This is a genomic window from Halorubellus litoreus (assembly GCF_037081675.1).
Taxonomy (GTDB): Archaea; Halobacteriota; Halobacteria; order Halobacteriales; family Natrialbaceae; genus Halorubellus; species Halorubellus litoreus.
Window position 1 is genome coordinate 22,121 of record NZ_JAZAQL010000006.1, and the last position, 19,500, is coordinate 41,620.

Annotated in this window: 18 protein-coding genes; 11 read left to right on the forward strand and 7 right to left on the reverse strand. The window is 67.5% G+C overall.

Translation table 11 applies throughout. From position 1 onward, the window contains the following. Positions 1-99: 99 nt before the first annotated feature. Positions 100-933 carry a heliorhodopsin HeR gene (gene heR / locus VYJ16_RS21010; protein WP_336352278.1) on the reverse strand — a complete coding sequence of 278 codons (834 nt, stop codon included), beginning with the start codon at positions 931-933 and terminating at the stop codon, positions 100-102. A gap of 169 nt (positions 934-1,102) precedes the next feature. Between heR and VYJ16_RS21015 the strand changes: the two genes are divergently transcribed. The 3 genes from VYJ16_RS21015 to VYJ16_RS21025 all read left to right on the forward strand — a co-directional run bounded on the left by VYJ16_RS21015 (position 1,103) and on the right by VYJ16_RS21025 (position 2,892). Then, positions 1,103-1,948 carry an ion transporter gene (locus VYJ16_RS21015; protein WP_336352279.1) on the forward strand — a complete coding sequence of 282 codons (846 nt, stop codon included), beginning with the start codon at positions 1,103-1,105 and terminating at the stop codon, positions 1,946-1,948. A gap of 331 nt (positions 1,949-2,279) precedes the next feature. After that, the gene (locus tag VYJ16_RS21020; RefSeq protein WP_227133759.1) at positions 2,280-2,474 is read left to right on the forward strand and encodes a cold-shock protein; all 195 of its coding nucleotides are present in this window, start codon (positions 2,280-2,282) and stop codon (positions 2,472-2,474) included. Between the two features lie 220 nt (positions 2,475-2,694). Beyond that, complete coding sequence (locus tag VYJ16_RS21025; protein WP_336352280.1) at positions 2,695-2,892, forward strand: heavy-metal-associated domain-containing protein; 198 nt, start codon at positions 2,695-2,697, stop codon at positions 2,890-2,892. 65 nt (positions 2,893-2,957) lie between these two features. On the opposite strand, the gene VYJ16_RS21030 is transcribed toward VYJ16_RS21025, so the two are convergent. Next, positions 2,958-4,997: an ABC transporter ATP-binding protein gene (locus VYJ16_RS21030; RefSeq protein ID WP_336352281.1), complete on the reverse strand. Its 2,040-nt coding sequence runs from the start codon at positions 4,995-4,997 to the stop codon at positions 2,958-2,960. A 233-nt stretch (positions 4,998-5,230) separates the two neighbouring features. Between VYJ16_RS21030 and VYJ16_RS21035 the strand changes: the two genes are divergently transcribed. Further along, entirely contained in the window at positions 5,231-7,147 is a 1,917-nt protein-coding gene (locus tag VYJ16_RS21035; protein WP_336352282.1) for a S8 family peptidase, read from the forward strand. Between the two features lie 15 nt (positions 7,148-7,162). On the opposite strand, the gene VYJ16_RS21040 is transcribed toward VYJ16_RS21035, so the two are convergent. Next, complete coding sequence (locus VYJ16_RS21040) at positions 7,163-8,425, reverse strand: ornithine cyclodeaminase, nickel-pincer nucleotide-dependent (RefSeq protein ID WP_336352283.1); 1,263 nt, start codon at positions 8,423-8,425, stop codon at positions 7,163-7,165. Between the two features lie 111 nt (positions 8,426-8,536). On the opposite strand from VYJ16_RS21040, the gene ppk2 reads away from it, so the two are divergent. Next, positions 8,537-9,391: a polyphosphate kinase 2 gene (ppk2, locus tag VYJ16_RS21045; RefSeq protein WP_336352284.1), complete on the forward strand. Its 855-nt coding sequence runs from the start codon at positions 8,537-8,539 to the stop codon at positions 9,389-9,391. A gap of 77 nt (positions 9,392-9,468) precedes the next feature. On the opposite strand, the gene VYJ16_RS21050 is transcribed toward ppk2, so the two are convergent. Continuing rightward, positions 9,469-9,807: a hypothetical protein gene (locus VYJ16_RS21050; RefSeq protein WP_336352285.1), complete on the reverse strand. Its 339-nt coding sequence runs from the start codon at positions 9,805-9,807 to the stop codon at positions 9,469-9,471. Between the two features lie 384 nt (positions 9,808-10,191). On the opposite strand from VYJ16_RS21050, the gene VYJ16_RS21055 reads away from it, so the two are divergent. Continuing rightward, positions 10,192-10,791: a class I SAM-dependent methyltransferase gene (locus VYJ16_RS21055; RefSeq protein WP_336352286.1), complete on the forward strand. Its 600-nt coding sequence runs from the start codon at positions 10,192-10,194 to the stop codon at positions 10,789-10,791. Between the two features lie 173 nt (positions 10,792-10,964). Here the strand turns inward: VYJ16_RS21055 and VYJ16_RS21060 are convergent, their stop codons facing one another. Then, positions 10,965-11,249, reverse strand: coding sequence for a translation initiation factor eIF-1A (locus tag VYJ16_RS21060; RefSeq protein WP_227133752.1), 285 nt, complete (start codon positions 11,247-11,249; stop codon positions 10,965-10,967). Positions 11,250-11,434: 185 nt separating this feature from the next. Here VYJ16_RS21060 and VYJ16_RS21065 point away from each other — a divergent pair, with 185 nt between their 5' ends. Together VYJ16_RS21065 and VYJ16_RS21070 are read left to right on the forward strand one after the other, a co-directional pair. Further along, complete coding sequence (locus tag VYJ16_RS21065; protein WP_336352287.1) at positions 11,435-11,908, forward strand: dihydrofolate reductase; 474 nt, start codon at positions 11,435-11,437, stop codon at positions 11,906-11,908. Positions 11,909-12,001: 93 nt separating this feature from the next. Beyond that, positions 12,002-12,613, forward strand: a complete 612-nt coding sequence (locus tag VYJ16_RS21070) for a translation initiation factor IF-2 subunit beta (RefSeq protein WP_336352288.1) — start codon at positions 12,002-12,004, stop codon at positions 12,611-12,613. Between the two features lie 421 nt (positions 12,614-13,034). On the opposite strand, the gene msrB is transcribed toward VYJ16_RS21070, so the two are convergent. Beyond that, complete coding sequence (gene msrB, locus VYJ16_RS21075) at positions 13,035-13,445, reverse strand: peptide-methionine (R)-S-oxide reductase MsrB (protein ID WP_336352289.1); 411 nt, start codon at positions 13,443-13,445, stop codon at positions 13,035-13,037. A gap of 148 nt (positions 13,446-13,593) precedes the next feature. Here msrB and VYJ16_RS21080 point away from each other — a divergent pair, with 148 nt between their 5' ends. From VYJ16_RS21080 to VYJ16_RS21090, 3 genes are all read left to right on the forward strand, one after another. Continuing rightward, positions 13,594-14,439, forward strand: a complete 846-nt coding sequence (locus VYJ16_RS21080) for a COX15/CtaA family protein (protein WP_336352290.1) — start codon at positions 13,594-13,596, stop codon at positions 14,437-14,439. A gap of 191 nt (positions 14,440-14,630) precedes the next feature. Continuing rightward, positions 14,631-16,307 (forward strand): Na+/H+ antiporter NhaC family protein, encoded by a 1,677-nt coding sequence (locus VYJ16_RS21085; protein ID WP_336352291.1) that lies wholly within the window; start codon positions 14,631-14,633, stop codon positions 16,305-16,307. A gap of 208 nt (positions 16,308-16,515) precedes the next feature. Further along, a complete protein-coding gene (locus tag VYJ16_RS21090) occupies positions 16,516-17,748 on the forward strand; it encodes an aminotransferase class I/II-fold pyridoxal phosphate-dependent enzyme (protein ID WP_336352292.1) in 1,233 nt (410 codons plus the stop codon). Between the two features lie 169 nt (positions 17,749-17,917). Here the strand turns inward: VYJ16_RS21090 and VYJ16_RS21095 are convergent, their stop codons facing one another. Beyond that, positions 17,918-19,411 (reverse strand): hypothetical protein, encoded by a 1,494-nt coding sequence (locus VYJ16_RS21095; protein WP_336352293.1) that lies wholly within the window; start codon positions 19,409-19,411, stop codon positions 17,918-17,920. Positions 19,412-19,500: the final 89 nt, after the last annotated feature.

Consider the following 19,500-nt stretch of genomic DNA (forward strand, 5'->3'; position numbering starts at 1 on the left):
CTCCCAGACTCGTCGCGGGCAACGGTCGCTCGTGCTCGTTCGACCGGCCGAAGCGTGGAGCGCAGCTGCCGAGCGCCCGCATCGAGCGACGACTCGCGCTCAGATCGGCGAGTTCACCGTCCCGAAGTACACCTGCCACGCGAGCAGCGACTTCGCGACGAGACTGAGCACGATGTAGGACCGTTCGCCGAACAGGTAGTCCTCCCACCGCCAGGTCTCGCGGTACTGGAGGATCATGACGAGCGCGAAGAGGTTGAAGAACACGAAGATGGAGACGTAGATGGCGATGACGAAGTCGGGGACCTGGCCGTCGCTCGCGACGATGGAGCCGGCGAGCGCGATACCGATGACGACCCAGGGGACGATGCCGGCGAGCGTCCCGATGAGGTACGTCGTCCAGTCGGTCCGCTCCGTGGTCTGGTTGTGGCGTTCCATCGCGAGGCCGGTGAGGTTCATCACGGCGACGAGCCCGAAGAGCGCGACGAGCGTGCCGACGTCCCAGATACCGGCGAGCATCCCGATGACGACGATCATGAGCGACGCGCTCACGGAGTACTCGTACCACCGGTAGGGGTTCATGCCGCGGTCGAGGTCCTTGACGTACCGGTCGTAGAGGACGGTCGCGACGAGGGCGTGTGCGAGCGCGGAGATGAGGAGGAATCCGGCGACGAGGAGCGGGAGCGTGATCTCCGTCCAGAGGGCGCTCGTCGGCGCGATGGATTCGGTCGCGGGGTTCAGTTCGTACCGCGTGTACGTGAGCGGCCACTGGACGGGTTCGGCGATGGCGACCATCGCGGCCCCCTGGACGAAGTGGAGGACTGCCATGACGGCGTTCCACCGCCGGAGGCGCTTGAAGCGCGGGAGTGCCGACAGTTCAGAGGTCGCTTCCGCGGTCGCCGTATCGGCGCTATCGGGTGTGGGACGGGCGGACATACTCCCTCATGTACGCTAAGAAGAAAGATAACTATTCGTACGGTTTACTGGTCGCTGCTGACGTGATGCGACGGCCGAGACGAGCGCTCCAGTCGCACCGGACCGCGGGAGATCGACCGAGCCACGCCGAACCCGAGCACCTACGTTCGTCGACGCATTCCGTGAACGTATGCAGACGGCGTCGACCCCCGACGACCGAGGCCGGGAATTACGCGACACGGTCCGGTTCTACCTGCTGGACCACCGGACGTGGCTCGGGAAGGCCATCGACATCGCGCTGATGGTCCTGAACCTCGTGTTCGTCGCGATCTTCGTCGCCGAGACGTACCCGCTGTCGGCGGCGACGGACGCGCTCCTCTGGAACCTGGAGGTCGCGATCGCGCTCCTGTTCCTCGCCGAGTACGTCCTCCGCCTGTACGGCGCCGAGGACCGGTTCGGGGAGGCGACGAACGGGTACACGGTCGTGGACCTGCTCGCGATACTCCCGACGCTCCTCGTGCTCGCGATGCCGGTGCCCGCGGTCACGCTCGAGTTCGGGTTCCTGCGCGTGGTTCGCGTGGTGCGCGTGCTGCGGTTCTATCGGTTCACGCGCGACGCGGAGTTCTTCTTCGGGACGGTGTCGGACAACACGCTGCGCGCGTTCAAGCTCCTCCTGACGGTGCTCGTGATCTTCTTCGTGTCCGCCGGGTTGTTCTACAGCGTCGAACACGAGGTGAACGCGACGGTCGGGAACTTCGGGGACGCGTTCTACTACACGGTCGTGACGGTGTCGACGGTCGGGTTCGGCGACATCGTGCCGATGACGCAGGCGGGTCGCTGGATCACGGTCGCGACCATCATCGCGGGCATCATCCTCATCCCCTGGCAGGCGAGCAAGATCGTTCGCGAGTGGGCGTCGAAGGATACGGTGGACGTGACGTGCCCGAACTGTGGGCTCTCGCATCACGACCGGGACGCGTCGCACTGTAAGGCCTGCGGCGAGACCATCTATCAGGAGTACGACGCGCGGGAGTGACCTCGAGCCGTCAAGCGGTGTCGGTTCTCGATGGGCATCGATACCCGAGAGGTATGGGAACGCGCGTCGTGGCGATGGGTGGCAGTGAGGCGACGAACCGCACCACGCGACGGCAGTGCGTGGGACTGTATGGCAGTCGCGGGCGAACTGTGGATGCACCGATAGTACGCTCTCGTCGTGACTGCACAGTCACCGAATTTGGAAATACCCACATGATGCGCAACAAATATCCAGAATAGCACACGGATAGAATACGTTCGTCGCGTCTTACTCGGATTTGGAAAACAAATACGCAACCCTTATCCGTGCTGTTGGCATTCATTCAATTGCAATGGCAAACGGTAAGGTTGATTTCTTCAACGACACAGGCGGCTACGGTTTCATCTCCACCGAGGACAGCGACGACGACGTTTTCTTCCACATGGAGGACGTTGGCGGCGAGGACCTGACGGAAGGCACCGAGATCGAATTCGACATCGAGCAGGCCCCCAAGGGCCCGCGCGCGAAGAACGTTCTTCGCGTCTAACTAAGGTCCACGCCGTCGCCTGACGGCGACGTTTCAGACCTCGATTCTCTCAGCACACCACCACCAACGAGCGCTCGCGTCGTCGACCCACGACGACGCGAGCGGTCCAGAGCGACGGCACTCTGTCGCCGTCCAGCACTCCCGGGCTTCGTCGCCCCGTCGCCGTCCAGCACTCCCGATTTTCGTCACTCGTTTCACGCTCGACTCCCACCGACCGAGTATGACGACTGAACTCACCGTCACGGGAATGTCCTGTGGGCACTGCGAGGAGACCGTCGAGGACGCGCTCGCCGACGTCGAGGGCGTCACCGCTGCCAGCGCGGACAACGAGACTGACTCCGTCACGGTCGACGGCGACGCGGACGTCGACGCGCTCGTCACCGCCGTCAAGGACGCGGGCTACGACACGAGCGCCTGAACGACGACGACGAGACCTTCGAACGACGAGACCTGACAGCGACGGCACCGTTCGAGGTCGTTCCCTCAGTCGTCCTCGCCGCCTTCGATGGCGGCGCGCCGCTCGATGGCGGCCTCGAAGAACGACGCGGGGAGGTCGTCGATGTCCCCGGCCTGGACGCGCCAGAGGTTCGCGTACAATCCGTCTTCGGCGACGAGCGCGTCGTGCGTCCCGGCTTCGACGACCCGACCGCCTTCGAGGACGAGTATCTGGTCTGCGGTCTTCACGGTCGACAGCCGATGCGCGATGGCGATGGTGGTGCGGTCGGTCGCGAGTTCCGCGAGGCTCCGCTGGATGATGGCCTCGGTCTCCGTGTCGACGTGACTCGTCGCCTCGTCAAGCACGAGTATCGCGGGGTCCTTGAGGATGGTTCGCGCGAGCGCGACGCGCTGGCGTTGCCCGCCGGAGAGGCGGACGCCGCGTTCGCCGACGACGCTGTCGTAGCCGTCGGGGAGGTTCGCGATGAACTCGTGGGCCGCGGCACGCTTCGCGGCGGCTTCGACGTCGGCGTCGGACGCGTCGAACGTCCCGTACGCGATGTTCTCCCGGACGGTACCGTAGAAGAGGAACGGTTCCTGGGCGACGTACCCGACCGCGCGCCGGAGTTCCGCGAGCGAGCGGTCGCGGACGTCCACGCCGTCGACCTCGACCACGCCCTCGTCGGGGTCGTAGAGGCGGACGAGGAGCTTCACGAGCGTCGACTTCCCGCTGCCGGTCGGGCCGACGATACCGACCGTCTCGCCGGGGGCGACGTCGAATGACACGTCCCGGATGACGGGCGTCGGGTCTCCTGGCTCGTCCGCCTCGCTGCCACCGTCCTCACCGACCTCACCGTCCCCGCCGTCGTCGACGAGGTCCGGTCCGCGCGGGTACGTGAACGTGACGTCCTCGTACGCCACGCGCCCCGCGACGCCGTCGAACGGCACGGGGTCGTCGGGGTCGGCCGTGACGTCGTCGGCGGTGAGGACGCCGTAGACGCGCTCGCTGGACGCTTTCGCGCGCTGGTAGTTGTTCACGATCTGGCCGAACTGCGCGAGCGGCCACACGAACTGCTGGGTGTAGAGCATGAACGTCACGAACTCGCCGGGCGTGACGGCGTCGGCGACGCCGAGACGCACGCCGAGCGCGGTCTCCGGGACGACAGCGAGGACCGTCGGGGGGCCGTTCAGTACCCAGAACGCGCCGACGACGAACGTGAGCGCGAAGCTCAGTCCGCTGATGGCCGACAGGCCGGGGAAGAACGTGATGCGGGTGCGGATGGCGTCCCAGTTCGCGTCGTAGTACTCGCGGGAGGCGTCGCGGACGCGGTCGGCCTCGTAGGCCTCGGCGTGCTCGGTCTTGATGACCTCGATACCGCCGACGTTGTTCTCCAACCTCGCGTTCAGGCTGCCGACGCTCGCGCGCATCGCGGCGTACTTCGGCTGGACGCGCCGGACGAACGCGACCGTGAACGCGCCGAGGACGGGGACGGCGACGAGCGCGGCGAGCGCGAGCACGGGGTTGAGCGCGAGCATGATGGCGCCGACGCCGAGGACGAGCGCGAGCAAGCGGAGCGTCGAGCTGACGCCGTCGGTGAGGAACGACTCCAGCTGGTTGACGTCGTTGTTGAGGACCGCGAGGAGTTCGCCGGTGCGGGTGCGGTCGAAGAACGACCGGTCGAGCGCCTGCATGGACTCGTAGGCGTCGACGCGCAGCGCGTGCTGGATGTTCTGCGCGAACCGGTTCCAGCCGTAGCTCTGGAGGTAGCTCGCGATAGCGCCGACAGCGGTCGCCGCGACGAGGAGCCCGACGGTGAGCCACACCTGGCCGGCCGCAGTCGCGGGGATCCAGGCGTCGGGGACGAGCGGGAGCGCGTACGGGCGGTCGGCGAGGAGGACGGCGTCGATGGCGAGCCCGAGCAGGAGCGCGGGCAGCAGGCCGACGACCCGCGAGAGGACCGCCATGACCGTACCGACGGCGGCGAGCGAGCGGTTCCCGCGACCGTACTCGGCGTACAGTCGCCACATCGACCCGCCGTCGCTCGCGAACGACGGCGCATCGTCGTCGCGGCCCCTAGCTGTCGCCATCCATCACCCGTCGCGCGTCGTCGTGCATCTTCCCCGTCACGTACGCGTTCGACGGGTATACCTCGCTCGGCGGCGCGATGACGTCGTTTCGAGCGCCACCGAATCACGGCCGGTAAAGAACCAATACCGATTACCAAACGCGTCTTTCACCATTCGGTCGGGTGTCGTGGCTACGCGTCGGCGTCCAGTAGGTGTGTTATACCAATGTCGGTACCGCCCGGATTCCAAGCCGCATGCCAGACGTAAACAGGCGGACGTTCCTGACACTCAGTGGCGCAGTACTCGGCGGTATCGCGACGGGCACCACGGTGACGGCGGCGACCCGAACGGACCGATTCATCGTGCAGACGAAAGGCAAGGGGAAGCTCCGCGGGCTCGACGTCGTCCACGAGATGCCGGGCGTGAAGTTCGCCGTCGTCGAGGCGAGCGAGAGCGCGCTCCGACGGTCGAAGGCCGTGAAGGCGTTCGAACCCGACGTCGAGATCACGCTGAGCGAACCGGCGACGAACGCGCAGGCGCCGACGTTCAGCCCGGGCGACGCCAGCGACTACGAGGGACAGCCCGGCGACTTCCTGCAGTGGGACAAGAGCGATCTGAACGTCCCGGAAGCGCACGAGACGACCGAGGGCGAGGGGACGCGCGTCGCCGTCATCGACTCCGGCGTCCTCGAAACCCACCCCGACCTCGCCGGCCCGCTCAACATCGGCCTCTCGATGAACTTCACCGACGACGGCGGCGACCACAACCCCGTCGGCGGGGACGACCACGGCACGCACGTCGCGGGCATCATCGCCGCCGACAACGGTGGCGGCAGCGGCGTGAACGGCACCGCGCCGAAGACCGACCTCGTCGACTGCCGCGTGTTCTCCGGGCCGAGCGCGTCCTTCGGCGACATCCTCGCCGCCATCGTCTACAGCGTCAACGTCGACGCTGACGTCGCGAACCTCTCGCTCGGCGCGTACCCCGTCCCCCGGCAGGGACTGGGCTCGTTCTACGGGAAGACGCTCAACAGCGTGATGACGTACGCGAACAAGGAGGGGACGCTCCTCGCCATCGCCGCCGGGAACGACAGCGCGGACCTGCAGCACGACGGGAACCTCATCAGCATTCCGAACGAGGGCGCACAGGCGGTCTCCGTCGCCGCGACCGGCCCCATCGGCTACGGCTGGGACGCCGAGGACGAAGCGCCCGCACACAGTCCCGCGTTCTACACGAACTACGGCACGAACGCCATCACGCTCGGCGCACCCGGTGGCGACGCCGACCTCGCGGCCATCGGCACCGGCGCCCCCTGGTTCAACGACCTCGTGTTCAACACGGTGTTCGTACACGGCGGCAGCCTCGTCTCGGGGACTTTCGGACCGAACGCCGAGGACTACCCGGGCGACGTCACGGCGTCGTGGACCGGTTCCTACGACGGCAACGTGACCGTCCAGGGCACGCCGCCGTACACGACCGATAGCGTGCCGTGGTACTCGTCGGTCGGCTTCGGCGGCGTCGAGTTCGGCGTTACAGGTGGACCGACGTTCACTGGCGGCGAGACCGTCACCGTCGACTACACGACGGGCGCGGGCCACGAGCGCCTCGCGCCGGACTGGATATCCATCTACCTCGCTGGCCCGCCCGTGGACGGTGACGGGAATCCGACGAACTACGTCGCGGTCGACTGGCGCGTCTCGGAGTCCTCGGAGACCTCCGTCGCGTGGACCGCGAGCGACTCGTTCGGCGACGGACCTGGTGGCGTGTTCGAGGCGAGCAGCGTCGCAGAGATATTCGAGAACCCCGACATCGACCCGTCGTCGCCGGACGCGAGCGAGAGCGATATCGTCGGCAAGGCGACGGTCACGGGCGTCGGCGTGTTCAGCGGCGGTGGCATCGGCGCGGACGAGGCCGTCGACATCACGTACACCGGGGTCGCGTTCGAGGGCGGAGACCTCCTCATCCCGCAGACGCCGACCTACGGCTGGAAGGCGGGCACGTCGATGGCGGCGCCGAACGTCGCTGGTGCGGCGGCGCTCGTCAAGAGCGCGAATCCGGGGTACAACGCGAATCAGGTCGAGAGCGCGCTGAAGCGCGCCGCCTCGGTCCCCAGCGGCTACGACAAGGCGTACTACGGGAGCGGCTACCTGAACATCCTCGACGCGCTCTGAGCGGCGCGCCCGAGCCTATTCTTCCGTTTCGCTGCAGTCCGCGTTCTCGTCGTCGAGGAGTTTGTTCGCGAGCGTCGGGACGAACGTGCCAACGTCGGTGACCATCCCGACCGCTTGCGCGCTCCCGCGGTCGAGGAGTTGCGTGACGGTCGCGGGGTCGATGTCGACGCACACCACCGGGGTCGTCGAAGGCAGACAGTTCCCGACGGCCACCGAGTGGAGGAGCGTCGACAGCATGAGGACGACGTCGGCCTCGTGGGCTTGCTCGCGGATGGCGTTCTGGGCCTCGACGGCGTCCGTGATCGTGTCCGGGAGCGGGCCGTCGTCGCGGATGCTGCCCGCGAGCACGTAGTCGACGTCGTGCTGGATGCACTCGTACATCACGCCCGAGTCGACGAACCCCTCTTCGATAGCCGCCTCGATGCCGCCGGCTCGGATGACCTCGCTTATCGTGTAGATGTGGTGCTTGTGGCCCTTCCGCGGGCTCTCCATGGTCTCGACGTTCATCCCGAGGCTCGTCCCGTACATCGATCGCTCCATATCGTGCACCGCGAACCCGTTCCCCGTCGACAACGCGTCCACGTAGCCTTCGCGGACGAGTCGCGCGAACGCCGGGCCGGCCCCCGAATGCAGGAGTGCGGGGCCCGTGACCGCGAGCACGCTCCCGCCGTCGGCCTTCGCCTCGCGGATGACGTCCGCGACCTCCTCGATGAGGCTCTCGCTCGGCCGCTCGGGGGAGACGCCGCCCTGCATGAACCCGAACGGGCCGCTGTCGCCGCGCGGCCGGTCCGGCGGGTCGACGCGCACCCCGAACTCGTCGGTGACCACGAGGTCGCCCTCGCGGATAGCGTTCAATACCTTCGTGTACGCTCGCGGCCCGCCATCGGCGTCCGGTTCGACGACGATAGCGCAATCCATCTCGATGTCCTCCACTGGCAGCCAGTCCCCGTCGTGGCGGACCTCAGTCGGGTGGTTCGTCGTCGAGTAGAACCCCGTCGGCACGATCTGGTCGCCGGGCGCGGGCGCGAGCTGAGCGTCGTGCGGGTCCGTGACGGTCGCGCCCGTCTGGTGGAGTTCGTGCAGTATCTCGTGTAGCGTCGCCTCGTCGTCCGCCTGCACGAGCATCCGACAGTACGACTCGGCCATCTTGTGCCGGCCGACGTCGAACTGCTCCACGTCGAAGTCCCCGCCCATCTCCATGATGGTCGTCATGCATCGCTGGAGCGTCCCGGAGTCGATGACGTGCCCTTCGAGTTCGATGGGGCGTGCAACGGTCATGGTCTTTGGGAGGGCGACCGGCGCCTTGAGCGTTCGGCCCGCGACCGAACTCGCCTCACCCGCACGAGGACATATGGTGTGCGGTATCGTCTAGCAGTCCGTGAGTTCTCCGTGAGTCCAGAGGAATACCCCGACCGGTACAAGGAGAGCGGCGTCCTGAAGAAGAAGCACTACAAGCGCGAACTGCATCGATTACAGGAGGAACTGGTGAAACTCCAGTACCACATCCAGGAGGAGGACCTCCAGGTGTGCGTGGTGTTCGAGGGCCGTGATGCGGCCGGGAAGGGCGGCGCGATCAAGCGCATCACGCGACGCCTGAATCCGCGGGTGGCGCGCGTGGTTGCGCTCGGGAAACCGACGGAGCGCGAGCAAGGCCAGTGGTACTTCCAGCGGTACGTCGAACAGCTCCCGACGGCCGGCGAGATGGTGCTGTTCGACCGGAGCTGGTACAATCGCGCCGGCGTCGAGCGCGTCATGGGGTTCTGTACGGACGAGGAGTACGAGGAGTTCCTCGAGTCCACGCCGGAGTTCGAGCGACTGCTGGTGCGGTCGGGGATGACCCTCATCAAGTACTGGTTCTCGGTGAGCGACGCCGAGCAGGAACGGCGGTTCGAGAAGCGCAACGAGGACCCGAAGCGGCGCTGGAAGCTCAGTCCGATGGACTTGGAGGCGCGCGAACGCTGGGCGGCGTACTCGCGAGCGAAGGACGAGATGTTCGAGCACACAGACACCGAGCACGCGCCCTGGCACGTCGTTCACGCCGACGTGAAGAAGCACGCGCGACTGAACTGCATCAGTCACCTCCTCGACCAGTTCGACTACCCTGACTACACGCCCGACCCCGTCGACCTCCCCGACCGACCGGACGATTCGGCGTACCGGCCGCCGATCGACGGCCAGCGCTGGGTGCCGGCGCGATACGGGTCGAACCCGGGGGACGTTCCCGACCGCCCCGACGGGTCGTAGCGCCGCGTCGGGACGCGAGCCGCCGAGGGTCCCAGCCCACGAGTCCACCCCTGCTACTCACTCCATCCGCGCAAGCGCTAGCCGCCGTTCCCCACCGACGCCGCCGTCCCGGTTCCCGCCTCGGTCCCGGTCTCCGTCCCGGTTCCCGCCTCGGTCCCGGTCTCTGTCTCAGTTTCCTCTTCTGTCTCCGTCTCGGTCTCTGTCTCAGTTTCCTCTTCGGTCTCCGTCTCCGTCTCGTCCTCGGTCTCCATCCCGTCTTCTTCGGTGGTGGTGGCGTCGCCGCCGTCGGTTCCGTTGAGTGGGTCAGTCTCGTTGGTGCCGTCGTCCTCGGGGTTGGCACAGCCCGCGAGACCGACTGCAACTGCGGTTACGAGTCCTGTGACGAGTCGGCGTCGAGTTGGTTCGCGTCGTGTCATCACTCGGGTCCTCTCCGCGGACCGGATTCGTTATTTGGCCAGTAGCGCCGACAACGCTCGGGTTATCTCGAACCGGTGGGGACGGTTCGTATCGTTCAGCGACCGTAGGCCGGTGTTGGCGTGAAACGGCGTGAAACGAAGGGTTCCGAGAGTCGGCGACGCGCGTCGGGCGCGGCGCAAGAGACGGACGCCGACGTTTCAGACGCTTCAGGTTCTGACCAGTCGCTTACCGGACCGTTCACGTGGCCAGTCGCGTGCGGGGTGCTCGCACGAATGACACCCAGGGATGCGTCAGGCCCGGTCCCCACAGAAGTGCGTCAGGTCCGGCTCCTGCAGAAGTGCGTCAGGGTCAGTATCTTTCTCGCTCCGGCCCATACCGGTCGTATGGACCGCAAGGACGTGCAGCGCGCCTGGGACGACGTCGCCGAGACGTACGCTCGGTCCCGCGACCCGACCGGGAACGACGCCGACCTCGTCGACGACCTCAGCGAGTACCTGCCAGCGGACCCGGTCGTCCTCGACGTCGGGTGCGGCGACGGCGCTCGGACGCTCGCGAACCTCCCCGCGGACGCCATCGGCGTGGACGTCTCCCGGCGCGCGCTCGAACTCGCGACCGAGACCGTCCCCGGGGCGAGACTCGTGCAGGCCGACATGACCCACCTCCCGCTGGCCGACGATAGCGTCGACGCCATCACCGCGTACCACGCCGTCTTCCACGTCCCACGCGACGACCACCCGGCGGTCTACCGCGAGTTCGCTCGCGTCTGCAAACCCGGCGGCTACCTCCTCATGACGCTACCCACGGGGCGGTTCGAGACCGTTCGCGAGGGCTGGATGGGCGGCCGGATGTTCTTCTCCGCGCCCGGTGAACGTGCGACCGTCGAACAGCTCGAAGCGGCCGGGTTCGGGAACGTCCACCGCGTCACCGCCGACGACCCGCTCGGCACGAAGAGCCTGTTCGCGTTCGCGACGCTCGGCGACTGACCACCTGCCGCAAGCGGGGTCGACGTCGCGGTCCTCGTCGCAACCAGCGCCGGCGTTGCGCGCTCGTCGGGGAGCGGCGTCGCGACTCCGGGTGCGTAAGCGAGTTGGTCCGGCGGAACTCGGTCGCGAGCAATCGCTCGCCGCGCCGCCGTCCTGCAGTCAGTTAGGAGAAGTCAGTCGATGTGTCCTTCCGCGCGCAGCTGGTCGGCGTCCTCGTCGGTGTACCGCCACTCGACGTTCGCCTTCTCGTCCTGCCAGTCCCACGGTTCGGCGATGACCACGTCGCCCTCGTTGATCCAGACGCGGTACTTCATTCGACCGGGGATGCGGCCCATCCGGTCCTCGCCGTCGGCGCAGCGGAGCTGCACGTGGTTGCCGCCGTTGTGCTCTGTCACTACGGCGAACACTTCGTCGTCGTTGGGCATTCGAAGGTTCTTGCGCCCAGTATTTTCACTCACAGTCGTTAGTGGTGAGGGATAGACTTAAGTATGTTGATTGGCATGCCAACACCCCGCACGACAGTGAGTCGGTCGTCGAACCCGCCGACGCCGACGACTCCACCGTCGCTAACGTCGCGACAGTCCGACGACCGCGTCCTTCCGAAGCCGGGACGTTCACCACGGTCCATCCCGTAGCGACCGACATGCAGATCGTCTCCGTCGCGGCCGTCGCCGAGAACGGCGTCATCGGCCAGGGGAACTCGCTCCCCTGGCACCTCCCCCACGAATCGAAGCGGTACCGCGAGCGCGTCGCCGACGACGTCGTCGCGCTCGGCCGCCACACGTTCGAACTGTTCGACGACCTTCCCGGACGCGCCCAGATCGTGCTCTCGCGGACCGACCGCGACTGGCCGCAGGACACCGCCCACCACGCGAGCGACGTCGACGACGCAATCAGAGTGGCCGAGAAGCTCGACGCCGACGTCCTCTACGTCCTCGGCGGCAGCGCCATCTACGGCCTCTTCCTCGACGTCGCCGACCGCCAGCTGTTGAGTCGCGTCCACGGCGAGTACGACGGCGACGCCCACTACCCGGACTTCGACGCGGACGACTGGGAGCTCGTCGAAGAGACCGACCACGACGGCTACACGCTCGAGGACTGGCGTCGCCGCGACTGAGGTTTCCGGTGCGTTTCGACGAGACGGAGCGACCGTGCGACGCGCCCACGCTCGTCTCGGAGGGGCTTTACGTCCCCGCGTCGTCACGTACGTATGGAATACGCTACAGCGCTCGACAGAGCCTACGACGTGCTGCCCGAGACACCGCGAGAAGGCGGTGACCGCCTCCAAGTCCCCGACCCCGAGGGCCAGACCGACGGTGCGTTCACGCGATTGACGAACCTCGAAGCCATCGCGAAGGCGCTCAGCCGCGACGCCGACCACCTCCACCGCTCCATCCAGCGCGACCTCGGGACGAGCGGCCAGTTCGACGGCTCCACCGCCCGCTACAGCGGGTCGTTCGACATCGCGGACTTCCAGGCCGCCATCGACGCGTACGTCACCGAGTTCGTCACGTGCTCCGAGTGCGGGCTCCCGGACACGCGCCTCGTCACCGAGGACGGCGTCGACATGCTCCGCTGCGAGGCCTGCGGTGCGTTCCGCCCCGTCGCGAAGTCCTCGAAGCAGTCCTCCTCGACGGTCACCGAGGACATCGAGTCCGGCCGCACGTACCAGGTCAAGATCACCGGCACCGGCCGCAAGGGCGACGGCGTCGCGAAGAAGAACGGCTACACCATCTTCGTCTCCGGCGCCCGCGAAGGCCAGGTCGTCGACGCGTACATCGAATCCGTCAGCGGCGACCTCGCGTTCGCACGCGTCGCCTGAATCGACTGCTAGCTGGTTTCCGCGTCGCCTGAATCGACTCCCAGCGATTTCCCGCGTCGCCTGAATCGACTCCCAGCGATTTCCCGCGTCGCCTGAATCGACTCCCAGCGATTTCCGCGTCACCTGAATACTGACCGCGTTTCTTCCACGGAGTCAGGCAAGCCGATCAGTAGAGACAGGGGAACGACCGACCACCAGCGCATCCGCCGAGCGAGCGACTGCGAGCGAGGCGGTTCATCGGACGCGAGCGACCGCAGGGAGCGAGTCGTCCGGCCTTTTTCACCCATGTTTTTGCGCCGAGCGGTTCCCGCAGCGAACGGAGTGAGCGAGGGAACCCGAGGCGGAAAAAGATGGTTCTGCACACCTACTGTTCGGCTGATTCAGAGGAAGCTAGCTGGAACGAACGAGGGTGCGCTGCGGCCTATTCGTCGTCGAAGTCGATGCTGACGGAGTTGATGCAGAAGCGTTTCCCGGTGGGTTCGGGGCCGTCGTCGAAGACGTGGCCGAGGTGGCTGTCGCAGTTCGCGCACACGACCTCGATGCGCTTCATGCCGTGGCTGAGGTCTTCGCGTTTCTCGATGTTGGCGTCCTCGGCGGCGTAGAACGACGGCCAGCCGCAGCCGTGGTCGAACTTCGTGGAGGAGTCGAAGAGGACCTCGCCGCAGCCCTTGCAGCGGTACTTGCCGTCCTCGAAGTGGTCGACGTAGTCGCCGGAGAACCGCGCTTCGGTGCCGGCTTCGCGCATGACGTGGTAGGATTCGTCGTCGAGTTTCTCGCGCCATTCCGTGTCGGTCTGGGGGACGTCGCGCTCGCTCGCGTCTGACTCGCTCATGCCAGCCTGTAGGTGTCGAAGGGCAATAAGCGGTCGCCGGCGACGGTGGGTCGCGGGCCGAGCGGCGAGGAGCTGTGGTCGTGGTTCGCGGCTCGAACGGCGGTCCGAGAGCGAGCGACGTAAGTAGACCCTGTCCGAAGTGCCTCGCATGAATGACGAGGGCGACGGCTACCTCTCGAAGCGTGGGTTCCGGCGGCTCGCCGCGCTGACGGTCGGCGCGACGTTCCTCACCATCCTCCTGGGCGTGTCGACGAAGGCGACCGGCGCGGGGCTGGCGTGTCAGGCGCGCTGGCCGGTGTGCGACGGCGGGTTCCTGAACCTGTTCCCGCAGTCCGTGCCGAGTAGCTTCGAGATGATCCACCGCGTGGTCGCGGGTCTCACCGGGCCGTTCATCCTCGCGACCGCGGTGCTCGCGTGGGTCGACGACCACGGCCGCGGCGTGAAGCTGGCGGCGACGGCGGCCATCGTCCTGCTCCCGCTCCAGGTGTTCCTCGGTCGACAGACCGTCCTCGAGTTCACGGGGCCCATCCTGTTCCTGCACTACTGGACGGCGATGGGTATCTTCGCGGGCGTCGTCGTCGCGACCGCGCTCGTCCTCCGCGACGTCGTCAGCGAGGGTGCGTTCCGGCGGGCGCTCGCGCTCGCCGCGGTCGCCCAGCCCGTGCTCGTGCTGTTCGGCGCGCAGGTCCTGTCGCGGTACACGCCGCCCGTGCAGACCGCGCACTACGCGGTGTCGCTCACCATCCTCGCCGCCCTCGTGTTCGCGGTCGTCGGCGGCTGGCACGTCCTCGACGCGCGCGCTCGCTGGCTCGCCGCCGGCGCGCTCGCCGCGTTCCCCGTGCAGATCGCGTTCGGTCGCGTCGCCGTCGGCGGCGCCAGCGGGACGATACTCGCCGCGCACGCCGTCGCCATCGGGCTCGTGTTCGTGCTCGCCGTCGGCGCGGCACTCGTCGCCTACCGGGTCGCGCCCGGTGCACGCGCTACCACCGCCTGAGTGACCGAGCGCTCCTCGGCACGCCAGTTGACCAGTTCCTGTCGGTGCGCTCGAACGAGCGACGCGACCGACGCCGACTCCCGCCCGGTCACGCTTATAAACCACCTCGGGAGGTGACCATGGTCGCCTCTTGTATCGCTCGAACCCGGAAAACAATTTTAAACCACCCGGTCGTTGCGGGTTGACGAACCATGGCGATAGAGAGCATCGATGCAGGCGCGTGGTCACTCGTCCCGGCGTTGCTCGCCATCAGTCTGGCGTGGTACACGCGGGACGCACTGATCGGACTGTTCGTCGGGGTCGCCACGGCCGGCCCGGTCTACGGCGCGTTGTCGCCCGACGCCGTCGGCGTCCCTCCCGACCTCGTCGGGAGCGCACTCGGGAACCTCGTCGGCGCGATATACGGCCTCCGGCTCGTCCCCGAGATAATCGCGACGGCGCCGCTGTTCTCCAGCGCGTGGTACGTCGAGAACGTCCTCATCGCGCTGTTCGCCATCGGCGGCCTCATCGGACTGATGATACGTTCGGGGGCACTCCAGGGCGTCGTGGAGGCGCTCGCGTCGCGCGTCGACGACGACGCCGGCGCCGAGAAGGCGGCGTTCCTCGCGGGCATCGCCATCCACATCGACGACTACTTCAACTGTCTCGTGGTCGGCTCGATGATGCGGCCGCTGACCGACAAGTTCGACGTGTCGCGAGCGAAGCTCGCGTACTACGTCGACAGTGCTGGCTCTCCAGCAGCGCGCCTCGCGTTCTACTCGACGTGGGGCGTCGCCCTCGTCGGGTTCATCGGCGGCGGCCTCGAAGCCGCTGCGAGCGAGGGCCAGCTCACCGGGAGCCTCTCGTCGATGGTGACGACGAACGCCGACGGGCAGGCGACCGCCGCCGTCAACGAGGTCTGGCCGCTGTTCCTGAACGCACTCTTCACGGGATTCTACTCGTGGATCGCGCTGTTCATCGCCGCTGGCGTCGCCTGGCAGGTCGTCCCGAACTTCGGGCCGATGCGCGAGGAGGAACGCCGCGGCCGCGAGGAGGGGAAGGTAGTCGCCGACGATGACGACCCGATGATCTCCCGCGAGATGGACCAGTACGGGATGAGCGACGCGGCGACGCCGGACTGGCGGAACTTCGCCATCCCGCTTGGCATCATGATCGCGGTGGCGCTCGGGTCGATGTTCGTCACCGCGAGCCCGTGGCTCGTCGCTGACTCGATGAACGAAGCGTTCGCGGTCGGCGGGTTCGCGCTCATGCTACCGGGGAGCGGCGCGTGGTCGTTCTCGCCGGGCGCGTTCCGCCTCGGGCTCGCCGCCGTCACCGCGCTCGTCGCCGCGTTCGTCCTCTATCGCGTGAAAGGCGACATTCCGTCGAACGACGACGCGACGACGGCGCTGACCACCGGCATGAAGGGCATCTTCCTGGCCGCGCTCATCTTGACGTTCGCGTCCAGCATCCAGAACGCCGTCACCATCCTCGGCATCGGCGGGTTCGTCTCCCAGTGGTTCACTGGCGTGCCCGCGTTCCTCGTGCCGCTCGCGCTGTTCGCGGTCACGGCGTTCGTGAGCTTCTCCGACGGGTCGTCGTGGTCGACGTACGGCATCATGTTCCCCATCGCCATCCCGGTGGCGCTCACGACGGACGCGAACCTCGTCCTCGTGCTCGGTGCGGTGTTCTCGGGTGGTATCTTCGGGGACCACTCGTCGCCGATCAGCGACACGACCGTGCTGGCGTCGTCGACGAGCGGGAGCGACCACATGACTCACGTCCGCACGCAGATACCGTACGCGGTCGTCACGGCCGGCGGCGCGGCCGTGCTGTTCGTGCTGTTCGGGTTCCTGCTCCCGGAGGGCTTCCGCATCATCCCGTACTGACGCGACGACCGCCCGTACTGACGGGACGCACCGCGAACGCGACCCTCGCGGCGGAGAACGCGACGAGGGCAGTGGTCGACGACGCGCGTCGACGCACGCGTTCGCGGTGTTCTGCGCACGACCGTGCGTTCCCGACCGGAACTGGTCGGTGACCTGGCGCGTGCGATACCGGGAAACCTATCACATCGGATTCGAGTTACTGGGGTAGATGAGTGGGACGGACGACGACGCTGGCGTCGACGGGGGGGCGTCCGACCACGGGTTCGACGTCGCCCGTCGCGTGGCTCGCACCCGCGAGGCGGACATGTACCGCGACCTCCAGCCGACCGACGTCGTGGACTCGGCTGCGTACTTCGCGCCCGACCCCGGCGGGGACCTGCCGGTCCTCGCCGGCGAGCGCGAGCTCGTGTTCGCGTCGAACAACTACCTCGGCCTGACCCAGGACGAGCGCGTGCAGAAAGCGGCCAGGGAAGCCGCCGACACCGTCGGTACGGGCGCGGGCGCGAGCCGGCTCGTCACCGGCGACACGCTCGTGCACCGCGACCTCGAGGCGCGGCTCGCGGAGACGAAGGGCACCGAGCGCGCGCTCGCGTTCTCCTCGGGGTACGCGGCGAACGTCGGCACCATCACCGCGCTCGACCCGGACGTCGTGTTCTCGGACGAACTGAATCACGCGAGCATCGTCGACGGCTGTCGACTGAGCGACGCCGAAGTCGTCACGTACGACCACTGCGACGCGGACGACCTCCGCGCGAAGCTGGCCGCGTGCGACACGCAGGGGTCGTGGCTCGTCGTCACCGAGACCGTGTTCCCGATGGACGGCTCCGTCGCGCCGCTCGCGGCGCTCTGCGACGCCGCGGACCGCCACGGCGCGTGGACGATGGTGGACGAGTCTCACGCCACGGGCGTCTACGACGACGGCGGTGGCATCGTGCAGCGCGACGGGCTCGCGGACCGCGTCGACGTCCAGCTCGGCGCGCTCTCGAAGGCGCTCGCGAGCCAGGGCGGGTACGTCGCTGGGAGCGACGAACTCGTCGAACTCCTCGCGAACGACGCGCGGTCGTTCGGGTGCTCGACGGGGTTGACACCGACGGCGGCGGCGGTGGCGAGCGAAGCGCTGCACATCGCGCGTCACGGCGCCATCCGGTCGCGACTCTGGGAGAACGTCGCGCACCTCCGCGAGGGCCTCACTGACTTCGGATTCGACGTTCACGGAAGCTCCCAGATACTCCCCGTGATGGTCGGCGACCGCCGGGACGCCGTGGACCTCGCGGACGCGGTCCGCGACCGCGGCGTGTTCACGTCGCCCATCCGCCCGCCGACGGTCCCGGAGGGGACGAGCCGCGTCCGCGTCGCACCGATGGCGACCCACGACCGCGTCGACATCGAGGACTGCATCCTCGCGTTCAAGGACGCGGGCGAGGCCCTCGGCCTCCTGTGAATCCACCCCGCGACGACGCGAGGCCTGCCCTCGCTCGCGGCTCGCACTGAGCGCCGATTCCACCACCCGCCTCACCTCGCTCGCGACCCACACGCTCTCCACGTCGACTCGAATCCCTCGGAGCGTCCGCTACCCGACCCGACTGAACGCGAAAAGAGACCGACTCGGCCTACGCCGCGGCGCGAACGAACCCGCTACCAGCGACGAACGACTGCTCGTCGTCGTCCTCGACGGAGTCGCTCTGGGTCTCGCCGGTGTGCTCGATGACGACCTGGGTCGTGTTCCCGCTCACGGTCGCCTGACTCGTGAAGTCCTCGTGGCCCGCGAGCACGACGACGGTCTCCTCGGAGACCTCGACCATCCGGAACGTCTCGTCGACTGAATCGCCGTAGACGCCGTTGTTCTGCGAGCCCTGCGCTTCGAGCCACTCGCCGAAGATGGACTCGAACTCGGCGGCCTCGGTGGCGTTGTCGAACCGGATCGCCCACCCGTAGCCGGTCTTGTAGTTCCCCGCGGCGGAGTACGACGTGTTCTGGAACGTGATGACGCCGTCCTGCCCCCAGCCGGCCGCACCGCGCGCGGCCTCGTCACCGCTGACCGCCGAGCGGAGCGCCGACCGCAGGAACAGCTCGCCTTTCGTCTTCGACGACGACGGCGTCGCCCAGTCCGAGGACACCTCGCCGTCGACCGTGAGGTTCTTCGGGAGTTCCTCGTCGGGCTCGTACTTGTGGAGGATCTGCTCCATGGACACCGGCGGGTTGTCGTAGATCTTCTCGAAGTTCTCCGTGGAGCCGTTGAGGTACCAGCGCGTGTAGTGGCTCCCGGCCACGTACGGGCCGAGCTGCTTCATCGCGTACGCGTTCGAGTTCGACCACGCGGAGAAGTTCCGCATCGCGTTCGGGTTGTCCATGTACTCGCGCTGGTACTGGCTCTCGAAGAACGACGCGGAGCCCTCGATCATCGCGAGTTCGACGTCGTTGACGTTCACGCCCTCGCTCGTGAGGTTCTGCGCCAGGCGCTCCTGGCTCCCCTGATAGAACTGGATGACGTGCAGGAACTCGTGAGCGGCCGTGACTTCGGCGTCCTCGGCGGTGTAGCTGATGCCGAGTTCCTCCTGGAGCGCGCTGTCGTTCCAGAGGCCGATGTACCGCATCGTGACCGCCGGCGTGACGGTGCCGTCGGGGTTCTGGTTCGGCTGGGCGTACCCGGGCACGAAGACGCTCGGCTGGCCGTCGGGCGCGATACCCATCGTCGCGCCGAACGTGTTGTTCGAGAAGCTGAACTCGTACCGGGAGGTGCCGCGTGCCGGGATGGAGTTCACGGTCGGGCCCTTGTCGATGTCGACGCCCGCCATGTCGGCGACGTTCCGGTAGACCTCGTCCGCGTCGAACGGCAGGCACGCGCCGGACTCGCGGACGATGTCGTCGTCGCCCTCGCCGCTGTACTTGCAGTTCTCGGTCTTGACCTTCGGGTAGTCCGCTTCCTCGGTCGTCGTCGGCTCGCTGGTCGTGTCGTCCGTACTCTCTGTCGTCGTCGCGACCGTCGTCTCCTCGACGGTCGTGTCGTCGGTCGGTGCCGTGGTCTCCGTGGCGGTCCCGCCGCTACAGCCGGCGAGGACCATCGTCGCCGCGAGGACCAGGGCGAGAAGCGTTCGGTTCGTCATCAAAAACTATCTCGAACAGGGGAGTTTCTGGCATTAACTGTTGCGGTCTGAATTCACGCTGAAACCGGCTGCAAGTTGTCCGAGGTGGC